This window comes from Neisseria wadsworthii 9715, from assembly GCF_000227765.1.
In the GTDB taxonomy this organism is placed as follows: Bacteria; Pseudomonadota; Gammaproteobacteria; order Burkholderiales; family Neisseriaceae; genus Neisseria; species Neisseria wadsworthii.
The window spans coordinates 1357963-1370585 of record NZ_JH165159.1; the positions used below are offsets into that span (position 1 = coordinate 1357963).

The following is a 12623-nucleotide window of genomic DNA, read 5'->3' on the forward strand; positions in this document are numbered from 1 at the left end:
TTATTTTTTGCGTTTGGCTCTTGGATGGGCTTCGTCATAAACATTAGCCAAATGGTCGAAATCCAGTTTCGTGTAAATTTGGGTAGTGGAAAGATTGCTGTGCCCCAGCAGTTCTTGCACGGCGCGGATGTTTTGGGAGGATTGCAGAATATGGCTGGCGTAGCTGTGGCGCAGCATGTGGGGAGACAAATGTTGCGGGCTGCCTTGCGCTGCCGCCCAATCGCGCAGGCGGTTTCGGATTTGCCGTTGGCCTAGCCGGCGCCCGTTGCGGTTGGTAAACAGGGCGGTTTCACCGGCCATGGCTTGCCGGCATGCGAGGTAGGCTTGCAAGGCTATGATGCTTTTGCTGCCCAAAGGCACGCTGCGCTCTTTGCTGCCTTTGCCCAGCACGCGTACCCAGCCGGCTTCAAGCATGATGTCACCCAGATTCAGGCCGCTTATTTCGCTTAAACGCAGGCCGCTGCCATACATTAATTCAAATATGGCTTTGTCGCGCAGACGGAGCGTTTCATCATCTGTATCGCTGTCGAGCATAAGGTTTAGAGTTTCCTGCTCTACCGCTTTAGGCAGCCGCTCCGGCGCTTTCGGGGCTTTGAGGTTGTGGGTGGGATCGTTTTGCAATAAGCCTTGCCGCACCAGCCAGCCGCAATATTGCCGCCAAGTGGAAAGTTTGCGCGCCATGCTGCGCGGATGGCTGTTTTGCAGGGAAAGTTTTTTGAGGGCGGTAACAAAATGGCGGCGGCTCGGCGGCTCGTTGGTGGCATTTTCGGGCAGTAATGCGGCAAGCTGCACCAAATCGCGGCGATAGGCATCGAGCGTGTGCGCCGATTTGCCTGCCTGTTGCAGGATTTTCAGATAGGCATCCTGATAATCGAGCAGAGGTTGGGACATAAACAATGCCTGTCTGAAAAATGTTTAGGCGAGGCTGACTTCGATTTCGAGGTCGGTCAGGTCGAGCTGCCAATGCTGCATGATGTGGCGGAACAGCGCCAGCTCGGCATTGTTGAGCGCATTGTCGCTTTTGCAGATGCGCAGGGCGGTGGCTAAAGTGTTGACGCGTTCGCTGCGGCCGTTTACTTCTTGGAGCAGTGTGTTGACGCGTTCGGGTTGCAGCAGATTAATGCGCTGGCCTTGCGTATCGGAAACGATGTCTTCCAGATAATGGGCGAGCACGGTCATGAATTCCTGCTGGTTCAGGCCGATGGCTTCGTAAAGCGCAGGTTGCAGTTCGGCGAACTCGCTTGCATCAATATCGCTGTCGGCCATGATGCACATGCACACGATGCGGGCCATGGCTTCGGGGCTGTCGGAGGCGTAGGTTCTCATAAAAGTATTCCTTATATTAGTTATATTATGTGTGTTGTGTGTATTTTGGTGTTTTCAGACAGGCATCAAAATCATGCGGAGCGGTTCGGGTAGCCTGCTGACTTTTTGTGCTGCATAGTCGAATGAAACCATGCCGGTTTGGATTTTAGCAATGGTTTTACTGTCTTTGGGGCGGCTGATGCGGTAAAACAGAGTAAAACCACTGCGGTTGATGTTGCCTGCGGCCAGATCGATAAGCAATTCGTCGCCGTGGTGGGCTTGGGCGGTATATTGCAGGGCGGCTTCGTTCATAATCAGCCCGGTACCGCCTGCATCCAGTTCGGTTAAGCCGTGGGTTGCCAGCCAGCGGATGCGGGCTTCATGGCACAGGCGCAATACGGCATCGTTGGCAAGATGGTTGCCGTAGTTGATATCGCCGATTTGTACGGTAATGGATGTTTGAAATAGAGGAGCATCGGGAAAATCGATATTTATGGCGGGCATTTGCGGTTCCGTAATGATTTTGATAAAAATATTAGCATTTATTTGAGTTAAGTGGGTGGTATGAGGGTAGTTTTGTGTTAAGCTGAAATAAATAAAAATTATTTTTTCATGTGTTTATAAGGAAAAGGAGATTTGCTATGTATCGTAAAATCTGTGCTTTGGTAGATGGCAGCGCTGCTTCTATGCGTGCTTTGGATGAGGCAGTGAAGATGGCGAAAATGAGCGGTGCTTCGGTTTTGGCACTGCATGTGGTGGATCTGCTCAGAATCGAACGTGAAAATGTGATGGTATGGGAGGGAGAGGCGCTAAATGCAAAAGTGCAGGAAGCGGCTCAAAAGATAATGGATGATGCGAAGCGTGCGGTGGCAGGTTCAGGCGTGACTTTTGAAAGCAAGGTGCTGGCGAATCCGGGTGAGAAAATAGAGGATGTGCTGCTGGATGAGGTGGAAGATTCCGAGTGCGATGTAATCGCGATGGGAACGCACGGTTATACCGGTATGATGAATTTGCTGCTGGGTTCGGTGGCCAAGGGTATATTGCGTAAAACCAATGTGCCGGTGTTGCTGGTGCGTGTGCCTGATTAAAATGTAATCAGCAGAAACAGTAAGTGAAATGCCTGTCTGAAAGTTCAAAAAAACTTAAACTTTCAGACAGGCATTGTTTATTACCGATTATTTTCGGAGCAATAAGGTGCTTTCTTTAAGGTTGTTGAGGCTGATGTTGATGATGGCCGGAGCAATCTCGTTGATTTTGAAGCTGTTGGGAGAAAACAGCCATTGGTTAATCAGGCCGCTGATAATGGATTGAAGGTAAATCACGGCCAGCTCCACATTTAAATTTTCAGGCAGCGATTTTTGTTTCAGACAGGCATTGAGTGTGTTGGAAAGCTGGGTCCGCCACATATTCTGATAGCTTTTCATCAGATTTACGATGGCTTGGTTCTGCTCAGTATGTTCGCATTTTAAGTGCAGGATATTACAGAATTTTCTATGCATTTCATTGTGTTCGATACGTTCGCACACGTTGAGTAAAGCTGTGTGCAAAGCAGCCCAGATATCAACAGAATCGTTTTGGATGTCTTGTTCCAGTTCGCGGTTAATGTCGGAAAAAATGTGCTGGAAGAGTGCATCGAATAAATCTTCTTTGTTTTTGAAATGCCAATAAAGCGCACCACGGGTAACCCCTGCGTTGTGCGCGATTTCGTTAAGTGAAGAACGTGATACGCCTTTTTGATAAAAAGTATCCAGTGCGGAAAGCATTAGATACTCGCGGGTTTTTAAGGCTTCTGGTTTGATTTTTCTCATGGATATATTCTTATGTAAACAACAACGGGGAGTGGTTTGCAAGAATGAGATTATAAAAAATAACTTTATTACATGCAAGCATGTATGTATAATGCTTCAAACAAATTTTAACTATATTGCATGAATTAACTTGAAAAGTTTAAAACAGGCATTTAAAAGTTTTATTTCCTCAACGAATTCATTTTAATTAAAAGCAGGGTACATACATGGCTTTAATCAAAACCCAAGCAAACGCTTGGCGCATGTTGGGATTGGTCGCTGCAGTTGTGTTGGCTGTTTCGGCTTGTAGCGGTCAGAAAGAAGAAGGTGCACCGCCTAAAGGTGCGGCGCAGGATAAAGGGATGCCTGCCCAACAAGGCAAAGGCGGACAACCTCCTGCTCCGGTGGTAGGTGTAGTAACTGTGAAATCGTCAACCGAAACCATCAGTACCGATTTGCCCGCACGTTTGGAGTCGCGCCGTTCGGCAGAAGTGCGTGCGCAGGTTGGTGGTATTATCAAAAAGCGTTTGTTCAAAGAGGGCAGTTATGTGCGTGCAGGTCAGGCGCTTTATCAGGTAGACGATGCCACTTATCAGGCCGGCTTGGAAAGCGCGCGGGCGCAATTGGCTTCGGCTCAGGCTTCATTGGCTAAAGCTAATTCGGATGTGGAGCGTTATCGTCCGCTGGTGCAGGCCGACGCGGTAAGCAAACAGGAATTTGATGCGGCTGTTGCCGCCCAGCGTGCGGCTCAAGCCAGTGTGAAATCTGCTAAAGCCGCCATTAAATCAGCACAAATTAATGTGAACTATTCACGTATTACAGCACCGATTTCAGGCTATATCGGCCAAGCTATGGTTTCCGAAGGTACTTTGGTTAATGCAGGCGATGCTACGGTTTTAGCGCGTATCCAGCAAACCGATCCGATGTATGTGAACATTACCCAGTCTGCCGATGCCGTTATGAAGATGAAGCAGCAGATGGCAGATGGCAAAATCCAGATGGTGGAAGGCAGTGTGCCGGTAACTGTGTTGTTGGATAACGGTACGGAATATCCGCATAAAGGTCGTTTGATTTTCTCCGATCCGACCGTGAATGAAACGACCGGACAAGTGACTATCCGCGCCGAAGTGCCCAATCCCGACGATATATTGATGCCGGGTTTGTACGTGCGCGTAAAACTGCCGCAGGCCAATATTGCTAATTCATTTGTGGTACCGCAACAGGCGGTAACGCGCGGGCAGAAAGATACGGTCATGATTGTGAACGCTCAAGGTGGTATGGAGCCTCGTGAAGTAACCGTGTCCGGCCGAGACGGCAGTAATTGGATTATTACAGCCGGTTTGAAAGCCGGAGATAAAGTGATTGTGGATGGTTTATCGATTGCCGGCATGATGCAGGCTAAGAAGGTTACGCCGAAAGAATGGCAGCCCGGCAAGCAAGAAACGATGCATCCGCCGGCATCTGCTTCGGCTGCGGCTCAAAAGGCTTCTGAGCCGAAAGCTGCATCTGCTGCAAAACAATAAGGATTGCTCTTTATGGCTAAGTTTTTTATTGACCGCCCCATTTTTGCTTGGGTAATCGCAATCTTTGTAATTCTTGCGGGTGTGTTTGCCATCGGTAAACTGCCGGTTTCGCAATATCCTTCAGTTGGTGCGCCAACCATTACGCTAACCGCCACTTATCCGGGTGCGTCGGCACAAGTGATGGAAGACAGTGTGTTGGCAATTATCGAGCGCAGCATGAACGGTGTGGAGGGGCTGGATTATATGACTACCAATGCAACCTCCAGCGGGCGCGGCACGGTAAGCCTCACTTTTACACCGGAAACCAATGAAGATTTGGCGCAAGTAAATGTGCAGAACAAGCTTTCGGAAGTGACCGCGCTACTGCCTGCAACCGTACAGCAAAATGGTGTAACCATATCCAAATCGCGCTCCAACTTTCTGATGGTATTGATGATGTCTTCTGAAACTATGGCCACGGAAGATATAGCCGATTATGTAGAGCGCAATATCAAACCTGAAATCCAGCGTGTTGAAGGTGTAGGTGAAGCTCGTTTGTTCGGTTCGCAACGTGCGATGCGGGTATGGGTTGATCCTAAGAAGCTGCAAAACTACAACTTGTCTTTTGCTGAAGTATCTTCTGCTATTAGTGCACAAAATGCGCAACTTTCGGTAGGTACCATGGGTGATTTGCCTTCCTTAAAAGGGCAAACCATTACCGCCACCATTACCGCTCAAGGCCAATTGAGCACGCCTGAAGAGTTTGGCAATATTATTTTACGCTCTACAACCGGCGGCGCTAATGTCTACTTAAAAGATGTGGCCAAAATCGAATTGGGTAGCCAAGATTACGCCACTTCAACCCGTTTGAACGGAAAACCGGCTGTAGGTATGGCTGTGATGCTGTCAACCAGTGGTAATGCTATGGCTACGGCATCTGCCGTGCGGGAAAAAATGGAGCAGCTGCAGCGTTATTTTCCGGGCGATATGAAATGGGCTGCGCCTTACGATACATCTAAATTTGTGAGCATTTCGATTGAGAAAGTGGTGCATACGCTTTTGGAAGCCATTGTGCTGGTGTTTATTGTGATGTATCTCTTCCTACAAAATATCCGCTATACGCTGATTCCGACCATTGTTGTGCCGATTTCTTTATTGGGTGCGTTTGCTTCGATTTGGTATTTGGGCATGTCGATAAATGTGTTGACCATGTTCGCGATGGTGCTGGTTATCGGTATCGTGGTGGATGATGCGATTGTGGTGGTCGAGAACGTTGAGCGAATTATGGCAGAGGAAGGTTTGCCGCCGCGAGAAGCCACCAAAAAAGCCATGGGGCAAATTTCCGGCGCGGTAATCGGTATTACGGCTGTATTGATTTCTGTATTTGTGCCGTTGGCTATGTTCAGCGGAGCAACCGGTAATATCTACAAACAATTTGCGTTAACCATGGCGATCGCCATTGCATTTTCAGCTTTTTTTGCCCTTTCGCTTACGCCGGCTTTATGCGCAGCGATGCTTAAGCCAATTCCGAAAGGTCATCATGTAGAGAAAAAAGGCTTTTTCGGCTGGTTTAATCGAAAATTTAAAAGTAGTACACACCGTTATGAAGGTTGGGTTGGTAAATTTTTGAATAAAGCAGGCCGCATGATGATTGTATATGTGGCTTTGGCGGCTGTGGCGGGACTTGTATTTGTACGCATTCCTACATCATTCTTACCGCAAGAAGATCAAGGCAGTTTGATGATGATGGTGCAGTTGCCTTCAGGAGCAACGAAAGAACGCACGAATGCTACTTTGGCTGTTGCGAATGATGTGATTATGTCCATGCCGGAAGTGGATAACTTTATCAGTGTTTCCGGTTTTAGTTTTGCCGGTTCCGGGCAGAACATGGGTTTCGGTTTCATAACCTTGAAAGACTGGAGTGAGCGTAAAGCGAGAGGCAGTGATGCGGCTGCCGTGGCGGGTAAGATTACCGGTGCTTTGATGGGCAGCGTAAGAGATGGTTTTGCCATAGTGTTGAACCCGCCTGCCATTATGGAATTGGGTACCAGCTCAGGGTTTGAGATGTATCTGCAAGACCGCAATAACAGTGGGCATGAGGCTTTGCTGGCCAAACGTAACGAGCTGATTGCTAAAATGCGGCACAACCCGATGTTTGATGCACAAAACGTGCGTTCTTCGGGCTTGGAAGATGCACCGCAGCTCAAAATCAATATCGACCGTGAAGCTGCTGCAGCACAGGGCATTGATTTCTCAAGTATCCGATCGGTATTATCTGCTGCCATTGGTTCATCGTATGTTAATGATTTTCCGAATCAAGGCCGTTTGCAGCGTGTGATTGTGCAAGCCGATGCGTCGGCGCGCATGCAGCCTGATGATATCTTGGCTTTAACCGTAACCAATAATCAGGGCATAGCTGTGCCGCTTTCCACTATTGCTACAGCTTCATGGCAAAACGGTATGGAACAAAGTGTACGCTTCAACGGCTACCCGGCCATGAAAATCAGCGGTGCTGCATCATCCGGCTATTCTTCAGGCGAAGTAATGGCTGAAGTGCAGCGTATGGTTGATGAGATGGACGGATACAGCTTGGAGTGGGATGGTCAATCCCGCGAAGAAGCCAAAGGCAGTGCGCAGACTATTATGTTGTATACATTTGCCATTCTGGCCGTGTTCCTGGCGCTGGCTGCACTTTATGAAAGCTGGTCGATTCCTTTGGCTGTGATTCTGGTGGTGCCGTTGGGATTTTTGGGCGTAGTATTAGGTGTGTCCGGCCGTAACTTGCTGGGCATGGTTTTCGGCGCGCCGCCTGCTTATCTGAATGACATTTACTTCCAAGTCGGCTTGATTACAGTAATCGGTTTGAGTGCAAAAAATGCGATTTTGATTATTGAGTTTGCCAAAGATTTGCAGCAGGAAGGCAAGAGTGCGATTGCCGCTGCTTTGGAAGCTGCCCACTTGCGTTTCCGCCCGATTATTATGACTTCATTTGCCTTTATTTTAGGTGTGGTGCCGCTTTATATTGCATCCGGTGCCAGCTCGGCGAGCCAACGTGCGATCGGTACGACCGTGTTGTGGGGCATGCTTATCGGTACGGTATTGGCGGTTTTCCTGGTGCCGGTTTTCTATGTGGTGGTGCGCAAGCTGTTTAAAGGCGGAGGGCAAAAGCCTGAATTGGCCGTTTCTTCCGGTTCGTCTGCCGCGCTGAGCAATGACCATACGACGGATAAGGATTAAGCATGAACAAGGCTATTAGATTCAAACCTGTTTTCAGTATCATTGCTGTGGGTGTGGCATTGTCGGCTTGCACGATGATTCCCAAATACGAGCAGCCTCAGGTAAATGTGCCGGAGACCTTTAAATATGACAGGCAGCCGGAAACCGGTGTTCAGGCCGCTTACTTGGGTTGGCAGGATTATTTTGCCGATCCGCGCCTGCACCGGCTGATTGAGATTGCACTCGAACGCAATACCGATTTGCGCACCGCCGCCTTAAACGCCGAAGCGGTGCGTAAGCAGTATATGATTAAGCGGGCTGACTTGCTGCCCGGCATCAATGCCAGCGCCACAGGCCAGCGCGCGCGAGTGGCGGAGGATTTGAGCGCAACCGGCAGATCGATGGTTACTTCGGCGTACACGGTAGGCTTGGGTATTACTGCATACGAAATCGATTTGTTCGGCAAAGTACGCAGCAATGCTGAAGCGGCCAAACAAGGCTATTTCAATAGTTTGGCTGCGCGTGATTCCGCGCATCTGAGCCTGATTGCTTCCGTGGCAAAAGCCTATTTCAACGAGCGCTACGCCGAGGAAACCATGAAGCTGGCACAAAATGTGTTGCAATCGCGGGAGCAGACTTATAAGTTGACCCGCTTGAAACATCAAGCCGGTGTGATTTCTGCGGTGGATTTGCGCCAGCAGGAAGCTTTGATTGAGTCGGCCAAAGCTGATTATGAAGCGGCCGTGCAGGCTAAAGAACAAGCGCGCAATGCTTTGGCCGTGTTGCTCAACCAGCCGATACCGCAAGACCTGCCCGCCGGTTTGCAGTTGGACAAACAGTATAAAATCAACAAGCTGCCTGCCGGTTTGAGCTCGGATGTGCTGTTGAACCGGCCGGATATCCGGGCTGCTGAATTTGCTTTAAAACAGGCCAATGCGAATATCGGCGCGGCGCGGGCGGCATTCTTCCCCAGCATCAGTTTAACCAGTACCATTGGTACGGGTTCGACCGAATTGAGCGGATTGTTTCAGGGCGGTAATAGAACCTGGGTGTTTGCGCCTACTATTAATCTGCCGATTTTTAACTGGGGCAGTAACAAAGCGAATCTAGACGCAGCAAAAATCCGCCAGCAAATTCAAGTGGTGGCTTATGAAGCGGCGGTGCAGAATGCGTTTAGAGATGTGTCGGATGCTTTGGTGGCGCGGGAACAGCTGGATAAGCGTTACGCTTCGGCAAAAAAACAAAGTAAAGCCCAAGCCGACACCTTGCGGCTGGTGCGTTTGCGCTATAAGCACGGCGTATCCAGCGCTTTGGATTTATTGGATGCGGAACGCAGCAGTTACAGCGCTGATACCGGATTGTTAAGCATGCAGCTGACCCGTTTGGAAAATCTGGCCGATGTGTATAAAGCGCTGGGCGGCGGCTTGAAACGCCATACGCAGGATGCCGCAGGGCAGTAGATGTTGCAACCAACCGCAAATGCCTGTCTGAAAATGTTTCAGACAGGCATTCTTAAAAGTGAAGCCGAAATATGCCTGATATTGCCGAATACCGTTTACCGAAGCCCGATACCGAGTGCGGTGATTGGTGCGTGTATCTGATTTTGTGTGAAGGCGGTGCGCTTTATTGCGGCATCAGTAACCGCCCCGAAGCCCGATTTGCCGCCCATTTGGCGGGTAAGGGGGCGAAGTACACGCGCATCAGGAAGCCGCTTGAAATGCGTTTGGTCAGCCAAGCGCTTTCCAAATCGGCGGCATCCAGGCTGGAGGCGAAAGTTAAGCAGTTGAAAGCGGCTCAGAAGCAGGATTTGTGGGCGGCTCTGGCGGAAGTGGTTTAACGATAACCAATGTACTGTTTTTTAGGTGTGTTTATAAATTGAACAACATATGCCTGTCTGAAAACACGTTTGCAAGGTTTCAGACAGGCATAGTTTATTCTCCACGGTTATCGGAGATGTGGTTGGGCTGCCAACTTTGTTTGATGGTAAACCGCGGCCAGAATGTATCGAAACGGTTGCCGGTGATTCGGTTGTTTTCGGCAAAATCGCGGTCATCTGCGCTGCTGCCCAGAGCGTAGCCTGCATCGTCGCCGCAATAGGATTTGCCGCCGTTGCGCGAGGCAACCCAGATAATCGGGCGGTAGGCCCCCGCCTGCTTGTTAGCGAAATAATTGTCGCTGATGATATTGGACGAGGGTGTTTGATGACGGATCACGCCGCGCTCGCCGCAGTTGCGGTAGAGGAAAATGCCGCCTTTGTGCGGAGACAAAAAGCGGTTGTGGCGGATGGTGTTGTGTGCGGAGCCGTCGAGCGCAAGCTGCTCGCGCTTGGTACGGACTTCCACGGTGTTGTGTTCAAAAACATTGCGGGCGCTTTCCATGTCGAAATACACCGCAGGGCCGTCGGATTGGCCGCCGATATGGCTGTTTTTGATTGTGATGTAGGAGGCGCCGGGGCGCAGGTAGAGCGGAATGCGGCGGCTGCCCGTGATGTTGACTTTATCTAAGGTGATGTGTGTAGGCGCGGCAGCCTGAATGCTTTGGGTGGTGTCGGGGCGTCGGGAAACGGTGCGCAAAGTATCGTCGTCCATGCCGCTGATGCGCAGTGCACCCTGGATATTGCAGTTGCGCAGGGTAAGGTTTTGCGGGCGTTGCCATTGGCCGTTGTGCAGGATGGAACGTATTTTCACGTTGTCGCCGTTGCCGCTTTGGCGCACGATGTGTGCGCCGTTGCAATCAAATGTAATGTTGGAAGCGGCTTCGCCTTGAAACACCAATTCTTTGCTGATGCGGCTGCCTGAAGGCAGAGCGGCGGAGCAGTCGATTGCCACTTGTGTGGCGCCTCCGTGTGCCGGAGCCACGATTTCAGCTGTTTTTTCAGCGGAGCAGGTTTTTTCGGCGGTTTGGGCAGAGGCAAACGGTACGAAGCCGACCAAAACGGGAATCAGCCAATGGCGCATGATGCTTCCTATGAGAGTTATCAATGAGGCATCATAACATGTAATGCCTGTCTGAAAGCCTGTTCTGCTTGGGGCAAGTTTTCAGACAGGCATTAAGCGCTGTGCAAAGCTGTGTTAAACTTTCTTCCCCGAACACAACCCACAGCCAAATATTATGAACCCTTTATTAAACAGCCTGAAACCTTACCCGTTTGCCCGTTTGCGCGAAGCTTTGCAGGGCGTTTGCCCGCCGGAAGGTGTGGATTTGGTGCCGCTGCATATCGGCGAGCCGAAACATGCCACGCCGAAAGTGATTACCGATGCGCTAACCGAAGCCCTGTCTGAATTGTCGGTTTATCCGCTTTCCGCCGGTTTGCCGCAGCTGCGCGAAGCGTGTGCCCGCTGGGTGGCGCGGCGCTACGACGGCTTGGTTCTGAACCCTGAAACCGAGATTTTGCCGGTGCTGGGTAGCCGGGAAGCTTTGTTTTCGTTTGCGCAAGTGGTGCTGAATCCGACTGCCGACGGTAAAGACGTGGTGGTCAGCCCGAACCCGTTTTATCAGATTTACGAAGGCGCGGCCTTGCTTGGCGGCGGTGAAATTTGTTTTGCCAACTGCTATGCGCCGGATTTTATTCCTGCTTGGGAAGAAATTGCCGAAGATATTTGGCCGCGTGTGAAGCTGGTATTTGTGTGCTCGCCGAACAATCCGAGCGGCAGCGTGATGCAGCAGGAAGATTGGAACACGCTTTTTGCTTTGCAGGATAAATATGATTTTGTGATTGCTTCGGACGAATGCTATTCCGAAATTTATTTCGACGGTGCAAAACCCATCGGCTGTTTGCAGGCGGCGCAAGCGGCGGGGCGGGGCAACAGAAATATCGTGATGTTTACCAGCTTGTCGAAACGCTCCAACGTGCCGGGTTTGCGTTCGGGTTTCGTGGCCGGCGATGCGGATTTGCTCAAAGCGTTTTTGTTGTACCGCACTTATCACGGCAGCGCCATGAGCGTGCCGGTGCAGAAAGCAAGTATTGCCGCTTGGGACGATGAAGCGCATGTGGCCGAAAACCGCCGCTTGTATCAGGAGAAGTTTGACAAAGTGCTGCCGGTATTGCGTGAGGCGTTTGAGGTAAACATGCCGGAAGCTTCGTTTTATTTGTGGCTGAAAGTGCCTGACGGCGATGACTTGGCTTTTGCGAAAAAGCTGTTGGGCGAAGCGGGCATTCAGGTGTTGCCGGGCCGCTTTTTGGCGCGCGACACGGCACACGGCAACCCGGGTTTGGGCTATGTGCGCATTGCTTTGGTGGCCGGTGTGGAAGAATGCGTGGCGGCTGCGCGCAAGATGGTGGATTTGTATTGCGGGTAAGTGGATTTGCGGGGAGCGAATCGATATAGCAAGTAAACTTAAAAATCGGCCTATCAGTCATAATCGGGCTTGACCCAGGCATTTCTTAAAGTTACCGGAACTCAAGATGCTCGGATAAAGCCCAAGAGCATGACGAAACCATGACAAAATACCAAACACAATGCCTGTCTGAAAGGATTCAGACAGGCAGAGACTTTTGCAAAATTCCTCCAAATCCCCTAAATTTCCTCCCAAGATATTTAGGGGATTTCTCATGAGCACCTTCTTTCAGCAAACCGCACAAACCATGATTGCCAAACAAATCGACCGCTTCCCTTTATTTTGAAGCTGGAGCAGATGATCGATTGGCAACCAATGAGCATTACCTGAACGGTCAGAAAACCCGCTACCTTCGAGACCACCGCAGCCGTCCCGCCTATCCCCCGTTATCCATGTTCAAAGCCGTTCTGCTCGGCCAATGGCACAGCCTCTCCGATCCCGAACACAGCCTCATTTACCCGTATTGATTTCAACC

General features: G+C 50.4%; 11 protein-coding genes and 1 pseudogene. 7 read left to right on the forward strand and 5 right to left on the reverse strand.

Annotated elements, in window-relative coordinates; all coding sequences use genetic code 11:
- Genes HMPREF9370_RS06195 through HMPREF9370_RS06205 form a run of 3 tightly spaced genes read right to left on the reverse strand, consistent with a single transcriptional unit; the run spans window position 1 to window position 1809 of the window.
- Window positions 1–891, reverse strand: coding sequence for a tyrosine-type recombinase/integrase (locus tag HMPREF9370_RS06195; protein ID WP_009116533.1), 891 nt, complete (start codon window positions 889–891; stop codon window positions 1–3).
- 24 nt (window positions 892–915) lie between these two features.
- Window positions 916–1326 (reverse strand): hypothetical protein, encoded by a 411-nt coding sequence (locus tag HMPREF9370_RS06200; protein ID WP_009116534.1) that lies wholly within the window; start codon window positions 1324–1326, stop codon window positions 916–918.
- Window positions 1327–1380: 54 nt separating this feature from the next.
- Complete coding sequence (locus tag HMPREF9370_RS06205) at window positions 1381–1809, reverse strand: acyl-CoA thioesterase (RefSeq protein WP_009116535.1); 429 nt, start codon at window positions 1807–1809, stop codon at window positions 1381–1383.
- Window positions 1810–1946: 137 nt separating this feature from the next.
- Between HMPREF9370_RS06205 and HMPREF9370_RS06210 the strand changes: the two genes are divergently transcribed.
- Entirely contained in the window at window positions 1947–2393 is a 447-nt protein-coding gene (locus tag HMPREF9370_RS06210) for a universal stress protein (protein ID WP_009116536.1), read from the forward strand.
- Window positions 2394–2480: 87 nt separating this feature from the next.
- Here the strand turns inward: HMPREF9370_RS06210 and mtrR are convergent, their stop codons facing one another.
- The gene (gene mtrR / locus HMPREF9370_RS06215; protein WP_009116537.1) at window positions 2481–3113 is read right to left on the reverse strand and encodes a multidrug efflux system transcriptional repressor MtrR; all 633 of its coding nucleotides are present in this window, start codon (window positions 3111–3113) and stop codon (window positions 2481–2483) included.
- Window positions 3114–3319: 206 nt separating this feature from the next.
- Between mtrR and HMPREF9370_RS06220 the strand changes: the two genes are divergently transcribed.
- From HMPREF9370_RS06220 to HMPREF9370_RS06235, 4 genes are all read left to right on the forward strand, one after another.
- The gene (locus HMPREF9370_RS06220) at window positions 3320–4615 is read left to right on the forward strand and encodes an efflux RND transporter periplasmic adaptor subunit (RefSeq protein WP_009116538.1); all 1296 of its coding nucleotides are present in this window, start codon (window positions 3320–3322) and stop codon (window positions 4613–4615) included.
- Between the two features lie 12 nt (window positions 4616–4627).
- Complete coding sequence (locus HMPREF9370_RS06225) at window positions 4628–7831, forward strand: efflux RND transporter permease subunit (protein ID WP_009116539.1); 3204 nt, start codon at window positions 4628–4630, stop codon at window positions 7829–7831.
- A gap of 2 nt (window positions 7832–7833) precedes the next feature.
- The gene (locus HMPREF9370_RS06230) at window positions 7834–9270 is read left to right on the forward strand and encodes an efflux transporter outer membrane subunit (protein ID WP_009116540.1); all 1437 of its coding nucleotides are present in this window, start codon (window positions 7834–7836) and stop codon (window positions 9268–9270) included.
- A gap of 71 nt (window positions 9271–9341) precedes the next feature.
- Window positions 9342–9647: a GIY-YIG nuclease family protein gene (locus HMPREF9370_RS06235; RefSeq protein WP_009116541.1), complete on the forward strand. Its 306-nt coding sequence runs from the start codon at window positions 9342–9344 to the stop codon at window positions 9645–9647.
- Between the two features lie 94 nt (window positions 9648–9741).
- Here the strand turns inward: HMPREF9370_RS06235 and HMPREF9370_RS06240 are convergent, their stop codons facing one another.
- The gene (locus HMPREF9370_RS06240) at window positions 9742–10767 is read right to left on the reverse strand and encodes a right-handed parallel beta-helix repeat-containing protein (RefSeq protein ID WP_009116542.1); all 1026 of its coding nucleotides are present in this window, start codon (window positions 10765–10767) and stop codon (window positions 9742–9744) included.
- 154 nt (window positions 10768–10921) lie between these two features.
- Between HMPREF9370_RS06240 and dapC the strand changes: the two genes are divergently transcribed.
- Complete coding sequence (gene dapC, locus HMPREF9370_RS06245; protein ID WP_009116543.1) at window positions 10922–12109, forward strand: succinyldiaminopimelate transaminase; 1188 nt, start codon at window positions 10922–10924, stop codon at window positions 12107–12109.
- A 253-nt stretch (window positions 12110–12362) separates the two neighbouring features.
- A pseudogene (locus HMPREF9370_RS12030) lies at window positions 12363–12623 on the forward strand (transposase); the annotation flags it as partial.

Excerpts from the sequence above, each read along its gene's own strand:
- HMPREF9370_RS06220 (WP_009116538.1), top strand. The coding sequence starts at position 3,320 with ATGGCTTTAATCAAAACCCAAGCAAACGCTTGGCGCATGTTGGGATTG.
- HMPREF9370_RS06205 (WP_009116535.1), bottom strand. The coding sequence starts at position 1,809 with ATGCCCGCCATAAATATCGATTTTCCCGATGCTCCTCTATTTCAAACA.
- HMPREF9370_RS06200 (WP_009116534.1), bottom strand. The coding sequence starts at position 1,326 with ATGAGAACCTACGCCTCCGACAGCCCCGAAGCCATGGCCCGCATCGTG.
- mtrR (WP_009116537.1), bottom strand. The coding sequence starts at position 3,113 with ATGAGAAAAATCAAACCAGAAGCCTTAAAAACCCGCGAGTATCTAATG.
- dapC (WP_009116543.1), top strand. The coding sequence starts at position 10,922 with ATGAACCCTTTATTAAACAGCCTGAAACCTTACCCGTTTGCCCGTTTG.
- HMPREF9370_RS06240 (WP_009116542.1), bottom strand. The coding sequence starts at position 10,767 with ATGCGCCATTGGCTGATTCCCGTTTTGGTCGGCTTCGTACCGTTTGCC.
- HMPREF9370_RS06210 (WP_009116536.1), top strand. The coding sequence starts at position 1,947 with ATGTATCGTAAAATCTGTGCTTTGGTAGATGGCAGCGCTGCTTCTATG.
- HMPREF9370_RS06195 (WP_009116533.1), bottom strand. The coding sequence starts at position 891 with ATGTCCCAACCTCTGCTCGATTATCAGGATGCCTATCTGAAAATCCTG.
- HMPREF9370_RS06225 (WP_009116539.1), top strand. The coding sequence starts at position 4,628 with ATGGCTAAGTTTTTTATTGACCGCCCCATTTTTGCTTGGGTAATCGCA.
- HMPREF9370_RS06235 (WP_009116541.1), top strand. The coding sequence starts at position 9,342 with ATGCCTGATATTGCCGAATACCGTTTACCGAAGCCCGATACCGAGTGC.
- HMPREF9370_RS06230 (WP_009116540.1), top strand. The coding sequence starts at position 7,834 with ATGAACAAGGCTATTAGATTCAAACCTGTTTTCAGTATCATTGCTGTG.